We start from the raw sequence: 15,810 nt of genomic DNA, 5'->3' as shown, positions 1-15,810 counted from the left end.
AGGAGAGGAGCGACACGATGACCAGCGACGTCTTTCCCGGGCCCGTCGGCCCGCCGCCGGGGGCCGCCTCCGCCATCCTGAGCTTCGGTCCGCTGACCGCCGCTCCGGGGCCGGTGCGGTTCATCGAGGGCTTCGAATCCTTCGCGGACCTCGTCGAACGCGAAGGAGCCGTTCCGACGCAGCTGGCGGAGGACTTCCCGGCGCTGTGGAGGTTCATCGCCGAGCATCCGAGCATCGCGGATTCGGCCGCACTGGCGGAGTCCGCGGCGCGGTTCCTCGGTAATGCGGTCGCCGTCCTGCATCCCGCTGCCAGGTGGCGAGCGACTCCCGAGCTCGAGATCGGCACGAACACGCGCTCGATCCCGGTGGCGGGTCTCGTGCAGGGGATTCTCGCGCACCCCGAGCGGCTCGACGACTTCCGGGAGATGCTCGCCTCCTGGGAGCAGGACGATCTCGACGACCAGGAGATGCAGGCCCTCACCCGGGACCTGCCGGAGCCGGCGCTGATCGTCCCGCCGGTCGACTACCGTCGTCCGACTCTTCCGGCGCGCGAGTACGCCGATGACGAAGGGCGCATCATCCGGTACGGAAGCCGGTGGGCGGGCGGCGCTCCGCCCGAGGACGCGTACTCGCGGGAGTCGCATCCGGAGCGCTTCGAACCGCTTCGCCTCGTCGTCGATGCCCTCGTCGACCACCTCCGCAGCGGGTACGAGACCGAGGTGCGCGAGGAGGGAGGGCCCGAGGGCGCCCGCCGCATCGTGCTGGAACCGCGCACGGGTGCTCCGATCGCGCTCACGGAGACCGGGCCGTGCGTCGAGGTGGAGGCCGGTGCGCTCTTCCGGGCGATCATCCCCTCCTGCACGTGCGATGCGTGCGACGAGACCGCCGAATCCGCGGCGGATGAGCTCGAGAGGACGCTTCGTGCGATCGCTGCGGGCGGACTCCGTGAGCGGTTCCCCGTCGGACGCCGCGCCTGGCAGCTCACGCAGCTGGTCTCCCTCGGCGGAGAGGGGCGATCGAGCAGCTCGGGGGCGGCTCCGGAACTGCCCGAAGAGGTGCGCGAGCAGAAAGCCGCCGTGCTGCGCGATCTCGACGACGGCTGGTGGCCCGCCTGGCCGCTCCGGGCGGCGCCGCCCGTGTAGCGCGTTCGCGGGTCGACCCCGCGTTCGCGCTGCGACGGGAACGCGCTCTCCGCGCCTCAGTCGCGCGCCGTCTCCAGCAGGGCCCACAACTCGGCGCGCGCCGGGAACGACGACAGGTCGATGTCGAGCAGCGTGCCCGCCTGAGCGATGCGCGAGCGGAGGGTGTGGCGGTGCACCCCCAGGGCGGTCGCGGCCTGTTCGGCGCGTGCATCGTTCTCGAGCCACACCCGCAGAGACTGCTCCAGCCCCGACCCGGTACCGGCATCGTGGGCGCGCAGCGGTGCGAGGCGCGACTCGGCGACCAGGCGTGCCTCGTCGGTGGCCAGCGCCGACAGGATGCTCGAGCCGGCGGCATCCGCGAATCGGGCGGCGCCCGGCGTGCTCCGCTGGCGCAGAGCGGTGAGGGCCTGGGCGTGCGAGCGGGAAAACGCGGCGTAGGAGTCGGGTTCGGAGACGCCGATACGGATGCCGAAACGCGCCGCCAGCTCGTCGAGGAGCGCGTCGTCGTCGGCCGCGACGCACATCGTCACACCGTCGTCCGACTCGGCCAGGAACGACGCCACCCCGTGCTCGGTGCGCTGACGCTCCCACCAGTCCACGAGGGCGGTGGCGGGGGCATCGCCGGAGACGGCGACGACGATCGGCGCGACGGGAAGCGCCCCGAGCACGCGCCGCGCGATCGACGGGTCATCGGTGAGCAGGGAGCGCAGCAACTGGGAGTGCAGGCGTCGCCGGCTGCGCGCCAATTGCTCGCTCTGCTCGAGCGCCAGCCCCGACATCGCGATCACCGAGGTGACGACGGCACGTGCCTCGGCGTCGAGGGTGTCGATCTCGAGGGCGATCACTCCACGCAGGTGCCCGCCGCGGCCGACGGTCGAGAGCAGGAAGGTGCGCCCGTCGATCGTGAGCGACTGCCCGGCCTCGAGCCCGCGGGCGAGCACCTCAGCGACGCGCTCGCCCAGGGCGTCGAGCAGCTCGCGGTCGGCCGCATCGCGCGCGGGGGAATGCAGCAACGCGCCCGCCGCGTCGAACATCCCGGCCCACACGCCCAGCCGACGGCTGAGCTCGGTGATGATCGCATCGAGTCCTCGGGGGCGGAGGGCGGCCAGTGCGAGCCCGCGCTGCGCGTCGAGCGCCCAGGAGCGTCGCGCGTAGGCCTGCGCGGCGATGGCTTCGGAATGGGCGCGGGCGATGGCGATGAACGGGGTGCGATAGGGCACCTCGAAGAGCGGGATGCCGTGCAGGGCGCAGGCGTCGACCAGGGCATCGGGGATGCCGGAGCGGTGCACCTCCGTGCCGAACCCGAGTCCGAGCACGCCGCGGTCGGCGAGTCGGGCGACGTACGCGCCGATGTCGGATGCCGCGTCTCTTTCGGATGCCGCGTCGAACTGCGTGCCGGTGGTGAGGAGCGCGAGGTCGTCGGAGAGGAACGGGGTGGGGTCGGCGAGGTCCGAACTGTGCACCCAGCGCAACGGCCTCTCGAGGGCGGCGACCGGGAGCGCGGCCGGTTGCGACACCAGACGGAGGTCGAGATCACGTCGCCGGAGGAGGGCCTGCAGAGTGGGCTGATCGGCCATGCGGCGCCTCTCTTGTACGTCCCGGCGAAGTCTCGTCATCGATTGTACAACCGGGCGAATGCGCGATGTCGGTGCCCGGTCGTACGCTCGCGACATGGCACTCCTCGACACCGCATCCCCCGTCGTCCCCCTCGGAGGACCCGAGCTCCCCCAGGAGCGTCGCCTGGTCACCGACCTGCCCGGCCCGCGCTCGGCCGAGCTGCTGGCCCGCAAGGCGGATGCCGTGGCCGCGGGTGTCGGTCACACGGTTCCCGTCGCGGCGGTCGCCGCGGGTGGCGGCGTGGTCGTCGACGCCGACGGCAACTCGCTCATCGACCTCGGTTCCGGCATCGCCGTGACCTCGGTCGGCAACGCGCACCCGAAGGTCGCCGCCGCCGTCGCCGCGCAGGCCGCGCAGTTCACGCACACCTGCTTCATGATCTCGCCCTACGAGTCGTACGTCGGCGTCGCCGAGGCGCTCAACCGCATCACGCCCGGCGACTTCGCCAAGAAGAGCGCCCTGTTCAACTCGGGAGCCGAGGCGGTCGAGAACGCGATCAAGATCGCGCGCAAGTACACGGGTCGTCAGGCCGTCGTCGCCTTCGACCACGGCTACCACGGCCGCACCAACCTCACGATGGCGCTCACCGCCAAGTCGATGCCGTACAAGAGCGGCTTCGGTCCCTTCGCGCCCGAGGTCTACCGGGCACCGATGTCGTACCCGTTCCGCGACGGTCTCGAGGGCGGAGAGGCCGCGGCCCGCGTCATCCTGCAGCTCGAGAAGCAGATCGGCGCCGACAACCTCGCCGCCGTCATCATCGAGCCCATCCAGGGCGAGGGCGGTTTCATCGTGCCCGCCGAGGGCTTCCTCCCCGCGATCGCCGAGTGGTGCCGCGCGAACGGCGTCGTCTTCATCGCCGACGAGGTGCAGACCGGTTTCGCCCGCACGGGGCACATGTTCGCGAGCGAGATCTTCGGCATCGAGCCCGACCTGATCACGACCGCCAAGGGCATCGCCGGCGGTCTGCCGCTCGCCGCCGTCACCGGCCGCGCCGAGATCATGGACGCCTCGCACGCCGGTGGACTCGGCGGCACCTACGGCGGCAACCCGATCGCCTGCGCCGCGGCTCTCGCCTCGATCGACGTGTTCGAGAACGATGGAGTGATCGAGCGCGCACGCGAGATCGGCGAGATCCTCACCGCTCGTCTGCTCGACATCCAGAAGAGCGACGCCCGTATCGGCGACGTGCGCGGACACGGCGCGATGATCGCCGCCGAGTTCGTCGACCCCGAGACGAAGGCGCCGGATGCCGCGCTCACGGCCGCCGTCGCGAAGGCCGCCATCGCGCAGGGCGTGATCGTGCTCACGTGCGGCACCTACGGCAACGTCATCCGTTTCCTCCCGCCGCTCTCGATCGGCGACGAGCTGCTGAACGAGGGCCTCGACATCGTGGCGGCGGCGCTCGCCGCGGCGTAACCGACGGGCGCGTTCGCGCCACCCGGAAAACGTCCGGCCGCGACCCTGATCGGGGGATTGGGGGTCGCGGCCGGCACTCTTCACCACAGATCCACCCCGACAGATTCACCCGACAGTTTCATCCGACGAAGGAGTTGCAATGGCTGAGATCACGCGAGACGTCCTCATCATCGGCGCCGGCGCCGCCGGCCTCACGGCGGCGAACGACCTGCGCAAGGCGGGACTGTCGGTCGCCGTCCTCGAGGCGCGCGACCGCGTCGGCGGCCGTCTGTGGACCGATGTCATCGACGGCGCCATGCTCGAGATCGGCGGCCAGTGGGTCTCACCCGACCAGCAGGCTCTCATCGACACGATCGATGAGCTCGGCCTCGAGACCTACAGCCGCTACCGCGAGGGCGACAGCGTCTACGTCGGGCCCGATGGCAAGACCTCGCGGTTCACGGGCGAGATGTTCCCCGTCTCCGCCGCCACCGAGAAGGCGATCGCCGAGATCACCGAGCGCCTCGATGCGATGGTCGCCGAGATCGACCCCGACCGTCCCTGGGCGCACCCGAAGGCCGCCGAGTGGGACGCCGTCACCTGGGATGCGTGGCTCCGCCAGCAGACCGACGACGACGAGGCCGTGCGCAACCTGGCCTTCGCCACCGGCTCCGCGATGCTCACCAAGCCCACCCACGCGTTCTCGCTGCTGCAGTCGCTGCTGATGGCGGCATCCGCGGGTTCCTACTCCCACCTCGTCGACGCCGACTTCATCCTCGACAAGCGCGTCGTGGGCGGTCTGCAGCGGGTGCCGATCCTGCTCGCCGAGCGGCTCGGCGACGACGTCCTGCTGAACCAGCCCGTGCGTTCGCTCGAATGGGGCGCGACCGGGGTGACCGCCACGACCGACGACCTCACCGTCCGCGCGCGTTTCGCGATCCTCGCGCACGCGCCCGTGCTCTACAGCCGCATCTCGTTCGTGCCGCCGCTTCCGCGCCGTCAGCATCAGCTGCACCAGCACCTGTCGATGGGCTTCGTCATCAAGGTGCACGCCGTCTACGACCGGCCGTTCTGGCGCGAGCAGGGACTCAGCGGTACCGCGTTCAGCCCGTACGAGCTGTCGCACGAGGCCTACGACAACACCAACCACGGCGATGAACGCGGCACCCTCGTCGGCTTCGTCTCCGACCAGAACGCCGACGACCTGTTCGAGCTGTCGGCCGAGGAGCGCAAGGAGCGCATCCTCGAGTCGCTCTCGCACTACTACGGCCCCGAGGCCAAGAACCCCGTCGTCTACTACGAGAGCGACTGGGGCACCGAGGAGTGGACGCGCGGCGCCTACGCCGCGAGCTTCGACATGGGTGGTCTGCACCGCTACGGCGCCGACCTGCGCGCTGCGGTCGGCCCGATCCACTTCGCCTGCAGCGACATGGCCGGCGCGGGGTATCAGCACGTCGACGGCGCGATCCGCATGGGTCACCTCGCCGCCGAGAACATCATCGACGCGGGTCGTGCCGGCACGGCAGCGAGCGGCGCATGACCTCCGCGATCGTCGTCGGGTACACGGCGACGGATGCCGGGGCGGATGCCGCGGCCCTCGGCGCGCGTCTCGCGCGCAGCCTTGATGCGACGCTCCACCTGGTGATCGTGCTCCCAGCCGAGGGGACGCGCAGCCCGGTCGTCCCGCCCGAGCGGGCCTATGAGGACCACATCCGCGCCCAGGCGAAGCGCTGGCTGGAGGACGCGATCCTGCGCCTTCCACACGAGGTGCACAGCCGCGGTCACGTGCGGATCGCCGAATCCTTCGCCGAGGGCCTCATCGCCGCCGGCGAGGAGTTCGATGCCCGCCTGATCGTCGTGGGCGCGGCCGCCGGCAGCCTCTTCGGCCGGCACCGCCTCGGCTCGGTCGCCTCGGAGCTGCTGCACTCCTCGACCATCCCGGTCGCGCTGGCACCCGCGGGCACGGCGACGCAGGACGACCACGTCGTGCCGCGGGTCACGGCCGCCGTCGGAACCCGACCGGGAGCCGAGGTGCTGCTCGACGAGGCGGCGGCGCTCGCGGCCGACGGAGGCGTCGACCTGCGACTCGTCTCGCTCGTACCCTTCGACGTTCCCCCGGGACTCGACACCGGCGCGATCCGCGTCGTCGGCGAGGAGCACGCCCACGAGGTGCTCGCCCGGGCGAAGGACCGTCTTCCCGACACCCTCGGTGCCGTGGTGGAAGAGGCCCCCGGAGACAGCGTCGAGGACGCCGTCTCGAATCTCTCCTGGCTCCCCGGCGAGGTCGTTCTCGTCGGCTCCAGCAGGCTCGCACAGCCGCGACGCCTGTTCCTGGGCAGCACGGCGGCGAAGATGCTGCACGAGCTGCCCGTTCCCATGATCGTCGTCCCGCGCACGCGCGGGGAAGCAGGAGACCGCTGATGAGCAGCACGAATCGGGCGACGGAGCCCGAAGCAGTGACCACCGGCCTGTCGAGCAAGGGCCTGAGCGCCGGCACCATCGGCCTCATCGGAGCCGTCGTCATCGGCATCTCGTGCATCGCCCCGGCGTACACTTTCACCGCCGCGGTCGGCCCCACGGCATCCACCGTCGGCGCGCAGATCCCCGCGATCATCCTCGTCGGCTTCATTCCGATGCTCCTCGTGGCCTTCGGCTACCGCGAGCTCAACAACCGGATGCCCGACTCGGGCACGTCGTTCACCTGGGCCACTCGCGCGTTCGGGCCGTGGATCGGGTGGATGGCGGGATGGGGCCTCGTCGTCGCGACGATCCTCGTCCTCTCCAACCTCGCCGGCATCGCGGTCGACTTCCTCTTCCTGTTGATCTCCCAGATCACGAACAACCCGGCCATCGCCGACCTCGCGAGCGTCACCTGGATCAACATCGGCGTCTGTCTGCTCTTCATGCTCGGCGCGACCCTCGTGTCGTACCGCGACATGCAGACCACGCAGAAGCTGCAGTACTGGCTCGTGGGCTTCCAGCTGCTCGTGCTGGTCTTCTTCGCCGGTGCGGCGATCGTGCAGGCGGTCAGCGGCAACGGCTTCGACTACCAGCCCTTCGACCTGAACTGGTTCAACCCGTTCGCGATCTCGTCCTTCAGCGCGGTCGCCGCCGGGCTCTCGCTCTCGATCTTCATCTTCTGGGGGTGGGATGTCACCCTCACGATGAACGAAGAGACCAAGGACCCCGAGAAGACCCCGGGTCGCGCGGCCACCGTCACCGTCGTCACGATCGTGACGCTGTACCTGCTGCTCGCGGTCGCCATGATCATGTTCGCCGGCGTCGGAACGGGCGAACTCGGGCTCGGCAACGAGGAGATCCAGGAGAACGTGTTCTTCCACCTCTCCGGGCCGATCCTCGGACCGCTCGCGTTCCTGGTCTCGCTCGCCGTTCTCACGAGCTCGGCGTCGTCGCTGCAGTCGACGTTCGTCGGCCCCGCCCGCACGCTGCTCGCGATGGGGCACTACGGCGCCCTGCCGAAGTCGTTCGCGAAGGTCAGCCCCCGCTTCTTCACCCCCGGGTACGCCACCATCGTGTCGGCGATCGTGGCCTCGGCGTTCTACGCCGTCATGCGCGTAGTCAGCGAGAACACGCTGTGGGACACCATCCTCACGCTCGGCATGATGATCTGCTTCTACTACGGCATCACCGCGTTCGCCTGCGTCTGGTACTTCCGCAAGCAGTGGTTCGACTCGGTGCGCAACGTGTTCTTCACGTTCCTGTTCCCGCTCGTCGGCGGGGCGATCCTCGCCGTGCTGTTCGTCACGACGCTGATCGACTCCATGGACCCTGCCTACGGCTCCGGCGCCCAGGTCGGCGGCGTCGGGATCGTGTTCATCCTCGGCATGATCATCATCGTCGTCGGCATCGCGGTGATGATCTGGAACGCCGTCAAGCGCCCCGCGTTCTTCCGGGGGCAGACCCTCGGCATCGACGCCCCGCCGAGCCTCCGCCGCCGCTGACCCCTCGCCTCCTCAGAGAAAGAGAACCATGACCACGCAGATCGCACCGGCCGAGCAGGCCCTCCTCGACAGCATTCCCACCGGCCTCTTCATCGGTGGCGAATGGACGGATGCCTCCGCCGGCGGCACCTTCGACGTCACCGACCCCTCTACCGGGGCCGTGATCCGCACGATCGCCGACGCGACGCCGGACGACGGCATCCGCGCCCTCGACGCGGCCGTCGCCGCGCAGGAGTCGTGGGCGGCGACCGCGCCGCGCGTGCGCAGTGAGATCCTGCGCCGTGCGTTCGACCTCGTGCAGCAGCACAAGGAGGACCTCGCGCTGCTCATGACGCTCGAGATGGGCAAGCCGCTCGCCGAGGCGCGCGGAGAGGTCGTCTACGGGGGCGAGTTCCTGCGCTGGTTCAGCGAGGAGGCCGTGCGCATCAGCGGCCGATACGGCATCAACCCCGAGGGCACCGGGCACATGGTGGTCTCGCAGCGCCCCGTGGGCCCGTCGTTCTTCGTGACGCCGTGGAACTTCCCGTTCGCGATGGCGACGCGCAAGATCGCCCCGGCGCTCGCCGCGGGCTGCACCGTCGTGATCAAGCCCCCGGCACTCACGCCGCTGACGACCATCTTCTTCACCAAGCTGCTCGAAGAGGCGGGGCTCCCGAAGGGCGTCGTCAACGTCGTCCAGACCTCGAAGTCGAGCGCCCTCTCGGCGCCGATCATCGCCGACCCGCGGCTGCGCAAGCTGTCGTTCACGGGCTCGACCGAGGTGGGTCGCAAGCTCATCGCCCAGGCCGCCGAGGGTGTGCTGCGCGTGTCGATGGAACTCGGCGGCAACGCCCCGTTCGTCGTGTTCGATGACGCCGACCTCGACAAGGCCGTGGAGGGTGCGCTGCTGGCGAAGTTCCGCAACATCGGCCAGGCGTGCACGGCCGCGAACCGCTTCATCGTGCACGAGGACGTCGCCGACGAGTTCGCCCGCAAGGTGACCGAGCGCGTCAACGCCATGAAGGTCGGTCGCGGCACGGAGGAGGGCGTGGCGATCGGCCCGCTCATCGACGAGGGCGCGGTCGCGAAGGCCTCCGAGCTCGTCGGCGACGCCGTCGCGCGCGGCGCCAAGCTGCTCGCCGGAGGCAAGGCCCTCGACGGCGTCGGCACGTACTACGAGCCGACCGTCCTCACCGACGTCGTTCCCGGCAGTGCGATCCTGCGCGAGGAGATCTTCGGACCGGTGCTCGCGATCTCGACCTTCTCCACCGAGGAGGAGGCCGTGCGTCTCGCCAACGACACCGAGTACGGGCTCGTCTCGTACGTGTTCACCGAGAACCTGCAGCGCGGGCAGCGGATGATCGACGGCCTCGAGACCGGCATGATGGGTCTCAACGTGGGCGTCGTCTCGAACGCCGCGGCACCGTTCGGCGGCGTCAAGCAGTCGGGTGTCGGCCGCGAGGGCGGATTCGAGGGCATCCACGAATACCTGTCCACCAAGTACACGCTCATCCCGGTCTCCTGACCCAGACACCGGCGTGGGTCCCTGAGCCCGTCGAAGGGTCCCACGCCACCACGAGAGGACACGCCATGACCGACTACGCCGTCATCAACCCCGCCACCGGAGAGACGCTGGCGTCCTTCGACACCTTCACAGACGCGCAGATCGAAGAGGCACTGGTCGCCGCCGACGAGGCGCACCGCGAATGGTCGCGCACCTCGACCGTCGCCGAGCGCGCCGCGCTCCTGCGCCGTGCAGCCGAGCTGCACCGCGAGCGCCGCGAAGAGCTGGCCGACATCTTCGTGCGCGAGATGGGCAAGCCCCGCGAGGCCGCTCTGGGTGAGGTCGACTTCGCCGCCGACATCGCGGAGTACTACGCCGATCAGGCGGAGTCGATCATGGCCGACCAGCCGATCGCGATCCTCGGCGACGGCTCGGCGATCATCCGTCGCTCGTCGCTCGGACCGCTCGTCGGCATCATGCCGTGGAACTTCCCGGCGTACCAGATCGTGCGTTTCGCAGCGCCGAACCTGATCGTGGGCAACACGATCCTGCTCAAGCCCGCGCCGCAGTGCCCGGAGTCGTCGACCGCGATCGAGGCGATCTACCACGACGCCGGATTCCCGAAGGGCGCGTATCAGAACGTGCTCGCCACAAACGAGCAGATCGCGACGATGATCGCCGACTGGCGCGTGCAGGGCGTCTCGCTCACGGGATCGGAGCGTGCCGGTGCCGCGGTCGCCGAGATCGCCGGACGCAACCTCAAGAAGGTGGCCCTCGAGCTCGGCGGGTCCGACCCGTTCATCGTGCTGTCGACGGACGACCTCGACGCCACCGTGCAGGCCGGTGTCGACGCGCGTCTCGACAACAACGGCCAGGCCTGCAACGGCGCCAAGCGCTTCATCGTCGTCGACGACCTCTACGACGCCTTCGTCGAGAAGTTCACGGCGGCGATGGCGGCGGTCGAGGCATCCGACCCGACGCTCGACGACACGGTCCTCGGTCCGGTGTCGTCCGAGACGGCGGCCGAGAACCTGCAGAAGCAGATCGATCAGGCCGTCGAGCAGGGCGCGACGCTGCTCACGGGCGGCACCCGCGAGGGCGCCTTCTTCGCCCCCACCGTGCTCGCCGACGTCACGCCCGCGATGAACGTCTACCGCGAGGAGCTCTTCGGGCCCGCGGCCGTCGTGTATCGCGTCGCCGACGAGGATGCCGCCGTCGATCTCGCGAACGACACGACCTTCGGTCTCGGCTCGTACGTCTTCACGACCGATGCCGCACAGGCCGAGCGCGTGGCCGACAGGATCGAGGCCGGCATGGTCTACGTCAACCTCGTGCTCGCCGACAGCCCCGAGCTGCCCTTCGGCGGCGTGAAGCGCAGCGGCACCTCGCGCGAGCTCGGCCACCTCGCCGCCGACGAGTTCGTCAACAAGAAGCTCATCCGCATCGGCTGACCGCCCTTCGTCTCGCTGCGCTCGCTCAGGGACCGGAACACGCTCCGGTTCCTGAGCGAGGAGCGTAGCGACGAGACGAAGGACCCGACGGATGCCGAGCCGGCACTCGACACCCGATCAGACCGCGCGGGTCGGGGCGGGCGTAGGGTCGAAGCATGGCCAATGTCGCTGAGAACATCGTCAAGACTCTGCACGCCAACGGGATCGACCGGGTCTACGGACTGCCGGGCGATTCGCTCAACGGTTTCACCGACGCCCTCCGGAAGGACGGCACGATCCGCTGGGTCCACGTGCGCCACGAGGAGGCTGCCGCCTTCGCCGCCGCTGCGGATGCCGCCACCACCGGCGACCTCGCGGTCGTCGCGGGCTCCTGCGGGCCGGGCAACCTCCACCTGATCAACGGTCTGTACGACGCCAATCGCTCGCGTGTTCCGGTGCTCGCCATCGCCGCGCACATCCCGACGAACGAGATCGGCACGGGCTACTTCCAGGAGACGCACCCGCAGGAGCTGTTCCGCGAGTGCAGCGTGTACGTCGAGTACGTCGCCGACACCAAGCAGATGCCGCGTCTGATGGAGATCGCGATGCGCGCGGCGATCGAGAAGCGCGGCGTCGCCGTACTGGTGATCCCGGGCGACGTCGCACTTTCCGAGATCGCCGACGACCGCAGCGTCGTGATCGAGCGCACCCGCCCGGTCGTCGTGCCCAGCGGCCCCGAGCTCGAGAAGGCGGCGACCCTGCTCAACGCCGCGAAGAAGGTCACGATCCTCGCGGGTGCCGGCGTCGAGGGAGCGCACGACGAGGTCATCGCCCTCGCGGACGCTCTCGGCGCACCCATCGTCCACGCACTCCGCGGCAAGGAGTTCATCGAGTACGACAACCCGTTCGACGTGGGTATGACGGGGCTGCTCGGATTCGCCTCGGGCTATCGCGCGATGGAGTCCGCCGACGCGCTCCTGGTGCTCGGCAGCGACTTCCCCTACGAGCAGTTCTACCCCGACAAGGCGAAGACGATCCAGGTCGACATCCGCGGCTCGCAGCTCGGCAAGCGGCACCCGCTCGATCTGGGCCTCGTCGGCGACGTGCGTGCGACGGCCGAAGCCCTTCTCCCGCGCATCGCCCGCAAGGACGACCGCGGCCACCTCGACGACGCCCTCGCGCACTACCGCAAGACCCGTGCGAAGCTCGACGACCTCGCGGTGCCGACGAAGCCGGGGCGTCCGATCCATCCGCAGTACCTCGCGAAGCTGCTGAACGACCACGCCGCAGACGACGCGATCTTCACCGCGGATGTCGGGTCTCCCACCGTCTGGGCGGCCCGCTACCTGCACATGACCGAGCAGCGCCGTCTGATCGGCTCGTTCACGCACGGGTCGATGGCGAACGCGCTGCTGCACGGCATCGGGGCGCAGGTCGCACACCCCGAGCGGCAGGTCGTCGCGCTCGCGGGCGACGGCGGACTCGCGATGATGCTCGGAGAACTGATCACCCTCACCCAGAACCACCTGCCGGTGAAGACGATCGTCGTGAACAACTCCTCGCTCAACTTCGTCGAGCTCGAGATGAAGGCGGCGGGCTTCGTCACCTACGGCACCGACCTGACGAACCCGAGTTTCGCGGCGATCGCCGAGGCGATGGGCATCTTCGCGCGTCGGGTCGAGAACAGCGAGGACCTGCCGGATGCCGTCCGCGAGGTCCTCGCGCACGATGGCCCCGCGCTGCTCGACGTCGTCACCGAGCGCCAGGAGCTGTCGATGCCCCCGGCGATCGAGGCGGCGCAGGTCAAGGGCTTCGCGCTCTACGCCATCCGCACGGTCATGTCGGGACGTGGCGACGAACTCCTCGACCTGGCCCGCGCGAACTGGCGCCAGTTCCTCTGACCCTCCGCTGCGCTCAGGGGTCCAGGAACCTGGGTCCCTGAGCCTGTCGAAGGGCCCGCCGCGAGAGACTCAGCTCTCGACGAGTGCCCGCACCTCGGCGGCCTCGCCGTGACGGCCGAGCCCCTCGAGCACGTCGCCGAGTTCGAGGGCCGCGACCTGGCGCAGCTGCGGGAACTCCGCCCCGTGCTCGATCGCACTGCGGTACACGGCTACCGCATCGGAACCGCGCTCGTTCGAGACGAGCACGCGGGCCGCGAACAGCTCCGAGCCCCCGGCGGAGCCGTTGTCTCCGATGGTCGCGAAGGCGTCGGCGGCGGTGAGTGCGGCGGCGACGGACTCGTCGATCCGTCCGAGCTGGGCGAGCGCGCGCCCGCGGGAGTCCGTGACATCCGCGCGCAGCCAGTCGGCCTCGTGCTCGGTCGCGAGGGCTGCGACCTCGTCGAAGAGCGCGAACGCCCGCTCGTCGCCGCGCCCGCCGTAGGCCTGTCCGAGGTTGTGCAGCACATCGGCCATGACGCCCACGGCGTCGGGTGCGCGACGCACGATGTCGGCGGCCGATTCGAGCAGCGCGAGCGCATCGTCGTTCTCGTCGAAGCGGGCGAGGATCTTGGCCTGCTCGCTCATGGCGCTGGCCTGATCCGCGTACTCCTCGCCCTGGCCGAACAGGTCGGCGGCGTAGCCGTACGCGCCGACCGCCTGACCGAACTCTCCCGCCGTGGCGAGCGAGCGGGCGAGCAGCATCGCCGTGGCGGCGCGCGAGGCGGGTTCGACCTCGGCTTTCTCCTCGCGCTCGAGGACGGTACCGAACAGCTCGGCGGCCTCCTCCGCATCGCCGGCCGCGAGCATCGCGCGCGCGAGGCGGAAGTCGGCGCCCGTGGCATCCGCTCCTTCCTGTGCGGCGATGCGCGCGAGCACCCGGAACCGCGCGACGGCCTTCTCGGGCTCGCCGGCGTCCTCCCACAGTGCGCCCGCGAGCAGGTGCGCCGAGCCGAGTGCACGGGTGGCCCCGAGGCCCGCGATCAGGCGGCAGACCTCGTCGGCATCGGCAGCGCCCTCGGCGAAGTCGCCGCTGCCGCCACGGATGCGGGCCCGCGTCTCGAGCGCGTGCGCGCGGTGGCCCGTGCTGAGGTCGTCCTGCGCGATCAGTCGGTCGAGCAGAGCGGATGCCGCTTCGGTGTCGCCCTTGTGCAGCAACGCCGAGATCGCGACGAGCGTCGTCGTGTTCGACAGGCGGGCGTCCTCGGCTTCCGCGAATGCGCGCGCCGCCTGCTCGGCGAGGTTCAGCGCGGCGTCGGCGTCGTCGCCGCGCAGGTGCAGCGATGCCCGGCTCAGGGCGAGATCTCCCCGCGACCACGCCGGAAGAGCCGCGGCGTCGGCGAGCTCGCGGTCGAGGGCAGCGGCATCCTCGGGGGTGGCGAGGCCGAAGGTCGCGAGCCCGAGGCGCTCCTCGAGATCGGCCTGCTCGGCCTTCCCCGCCGCGCGCAGGGCGGCGATGCGCTCGGGAAGCACCGGCCACGCCTCCTCGGCGCGATCGAGCGCGACGAGGATGCCGAGGCGCATCGACAGCAGCTGCGCGCGCTTCTCGGGGTCGGCGACCTCGAGGGCGTGCGGGAGCGCGGCGAGGGTGCCCTGCTCGTCGCCGTACTGGGCGAGCTGCATCGCGCGCTCGTACCAGCCGTCGGCGTCCGTCGGATCGACGGTGGCGGGCTGTGCGACGAAGGCATCCGAGCGGATCGGCACGTCGTAGCTCTCGGTTCCGAGCGCGCGCATCCGCTCGAGCGCGCGGGCGTGACCGTCGGTACCGTCGCGGCGGTCGAACTCCGCACCGAGGCGCTCGGCCGTCGCCCAGGCGGCTGCGGCGAGGTCGGCGGCGCTCCAGGGGCCGTCATGCGGTCCGAAGAACGGCACGAGGGCCGCGGCATCCGCTCCCCGCACCGGGGTCTCACCGTGGCCGGTCGCGGCGACACGGTCGAGCGCGACGGCGAACGCGGCGAGGGCGGCGAAGTGCGCGTCGACGTTGAGTCCGTCGTGCGCGAGCCAGCCGATGTGCCGTTCGACGAGCGACAGTGCGCGCGCCTCATTGCCGGTGATCGCGGTGAAGACGATGTTGTTCGCGACGATGCGGAGGTTGTCGGGGTTGTCCTTCGCGAGCCGGTAGCTGCGCAGGTGCGCGGTCTTGGCCTCTTCGCCCCGCCCGTTGCGCAGGTACGGCACCAGCACGCGCGAGAGGGCGTGCTCGGGTTCCTCGCCGCACGAGAAGCCGCCCTCGATCATCTCTTCGACGAGGCGGATGGCGTCGGCATCCCGATCCGTCTCGGCGAAGAACCCGGCGAACTGGCTGCGCCCGCAGGCGTCGCAGTGGCTGTGGTCATCGCGCGGGGTCGCCTCGAGCTGCACGCGCAGGGCCTCGGCATCGTCGATGCGTCCCGCGTCCCACGCGTCTTCGAAGCGGGCGGTGAGCACGCCGCTGAGTCCGAGGTCGGCCGCGCGGTAGTGGGTCTCCATGTCGTCGAGCACCGCGGCGATCTGCTCCTGCGAGAACGCGGGGGAGGAGCGCAGCGACGACGCCATCCACTTGAACTGCCACATCAGGTCGGCACCGCCGTACTCGAGGTCGGCGGGGAACCGGCCGGGGTCGGCGTCGTGGCGGGCGAGGCACCAGGCGAAGGAGTTGAGCATGACGTCGGTCGCGCCGTTCATGTTCGCCGACGCGGTCTGCCGCATGCGCGCCTGGTACTCGAGCTGCTCGTCGCCGATCTCCTGCGCGAGGGCGACCGCCTCGGCCACGAGCGTCTGCTCGGCGGGGCCCCAGGGCGTGCGGTCGATCTCTTCGATGAGCTGCGAGAAGCGCTTCTTCGGACGGGTCATGGACATCTCCTC

10 protein-coding genes are annotated in these 15,810 nt (G+C 70.5%); 8 read left to right on the top strand and 2 right to left on the bottom strand.

All coding sequences use genetic code 11. The annotated features are described in order from the left end of the window. The first annotated feature begins 17 nt into the window (after nt 1-17). Nucleotides 18-1,142, top strand: coding sequence for a DUF6226 family protein (locus KZC52_RS16055; RefSeq protein WP_247625140.1), 1,125 nt, complete (start codon nt 18-20; stop codon nt 1,140-1,142). 56 nt (nt 1,143-1,198) lie between these two features. On the opposite strand, the gene KZC52_RS16050 is transcribed toward KZC52_RS16055, so the two are convergent. After that, complete coding sequence (locus KZC52_RS16050; protein WP_247625139.1) at nt 1,199-2,719, bottom strand: PucR family transcriptional regulator; 1,521 nt, start codon at nt 2,717-2,719, stop codon at nt 1,199-1,201. A gap of 94 nt (nt 2,720-2,813) precedes the next feature. Between KZC52_RS16050 and gabT the strand changes: the two genes are divergently transcribed. The 7 genes from gabT (at nt 2,814) to poxB (ending at nt 12,930) form a co-directional block, all read left to right on the top strand. Further along, nucleotides 2,814-4,175, top strand: coding sequence for a 4-aminobutyrate--2-oxoglutarate transaminase (gene gabT, locus KZC52_RS16045; protein WP_247625138.1), 1,362 nt, complete (start codon nt 2,814-2,816; stop codon nt 4,173-4,175). A gap of 139 nt (nt 4,176-4,314) precedes the next feature. Next, entirely contained in the window at nt 4,315-5,694 is a 1,380-nt protein-coding gene (locus tag KZC52_RS16040; RefSeq protein WP_247625137.1) for a flavin monoamine oxidase family protein, read from the top strand. After that, nucleotides 5,691-6,575, top strand: coding sequence for a universal stress protein (locus KZC52_RS16035; protein WP_247625136.1), 885 nt, complete (start codon nt 5,691-5,693; stop codon nt 6,573-6,575). The genes KZC52_RS16040 and KZC52_RS16035 overlap by 4 nt, the downstream gene beginning before the upstream one ends. Continuing rightward, nucleotides 6,575-8,116: an APC family permease gene (locus tag KZC52_RS16030; protein ID WP_247625135.1), complete on the top strand. Its 1,542-nt coding sequence runs from the start codon at nt 6,575-6,577 to the stop codon at nt 8,114-8,116. Before KZC52_RS16035 ends, KZC52_RS16030 begins: the two co-directional genes overlap by 1 nt. A 28-nt stretch (nt 8,117-8,144) precedes the next feature. Next, nucleotides 8,145-9,620 (top strand): NAD-dependent succinate-semialdehyde dehydrogenase, encoded by a 1,476-nt coding sequence (locus KZC52_RS16025; protein WP_247625134.1) that lies wholly within the window; start codon nt 8,145-8,147, stop codon nt 9,618-9,620. A gap of 65 nt (nt 9,621-9,685) precedes the next feature. Then, nucleotides 9,686-11,050, top strand: a complete 1,365-nt coding sequence (locus KZC52_RS16020; protein WP_247625133.1) for an NAD-dependent succinate-semialdehyde dehydrogenase — start codon at nt 9,686-9,688, stop codon at nt 11,048-11,050. A gap of 155 nt (nt 11,051-11,205) precedes the next feature. After that, the gene (gene poxB / locus KZC52_RS16015; RefSeq protein WP_247625132.1) at nt 11,206-12,930 is read left to right on the top strand and encodes a ubiquinone-dependent pyruvate dehydrogenase; all 1,725 of its coding nucleotides are present in this window, start codon (nt 11,206-11,208) and stop codon (nt 12,928-12,930) included. Nucleotides 12,931-12,999: 69 nt separating this feature from the next. On the opposite strand, the gene KZC52_RS16010 is transcribed toward poxB, so the two are convergent. After that, complete coding sequence (locus tag KZC52_RS16010; RefSeq protein WP_247625131.1) at nt 13,000-15,798, bottom strand: hypothetical protein; 2,799 nt, start codon at nt 15,796-15,798, stop codon at nt 13,000-13,002. Nucleotides 15,799-15,810: the final 12 nt, after the last annotated feature.

Source organism: Microbacterium galbinum, assembly GCF_023091225.1.
Classification (GTDB): Bacteria; Actinomycetota; Actinomycetes; order Actinomycetales; family Microbacteriaceae; genus Microbacterium; species Microbacterium galbinum.
Note: the sequence above shows the minus strand (reverse complement) of the source record. Positions and strands in the feature narration are given on the sequence as shown.

Bases quoted from the DNA above. Each gene is read 5' to 3' on its own strand.
- KZC52_RS16055 (WP_247625140.1), top strand. From the start codon at position 18: ATGACCAGCGACGTCTTTCCCGGGCCCGTCGGCCCGCCGCCGGGGGCC.
- KZC52_RS16050 (WP_247625139.1), bottom strand. From the start codon at position 2,719: ATGGCCGATCAGCCCACTCTGCAGGCCCTCCTCCGGCGACGTGATCTC.
- gabT (WP_247625138.1), top strand. From the start codon at position 2,814: ATGGCACTCCTCGACACCGCATCCCCCGTCGTCCCCCTCGGAGGACCC.
- KZC52_RS16040 (WP_247625137.1), top strand. From the start codon at position 4,315: ATGGCTGAGATCACGCGAGACGTCCTCATCATCGGCGCCGGCGCCGCC.
- KZC52_RS16035 (WP_247625136.1), top strand. From the start codon at position 5,691: ATGACCTCCGCGATCGTCGTCGGGTACACGGCGACGGATGCCGGGGCG.
- KZC52_RS16030 (WP_247625135.1), top strand. From the start codon at position 6,575: ATGAGCAGCACGAATCGGGCGACGGAGCCCGAAGCAGTGACCACCGGC.
- KZC52_RS16025 (WP_247625134.1), top strand. From the start codon at position 8,145: ATGACCACGCAGATCGCACCGGCCGAGCAGGCCCTCCTCGACAGCATT.
- KZC52_RS16020 (WP_247625133.1), top strand. From the start codon at position 9,686: ATGACCGACTACGCCGTCATCAACCCCGCCACCGGAGAGACGCTGGCG.
- poxB (WP_247625132.1), top strand. From the start codon at position 11,206: ATGGCCAATGTCGCTGAGAACATCGTCAAGACTCTGCACGCCAACGGG.
- KZC52_RS16010 (WP_247625131.1), bottom strand. From the start codon at position 15,798: ATGACCCGTCCGAAGAAGCGCTTCTCGCAGCTCATCGAAGAGATCGAC.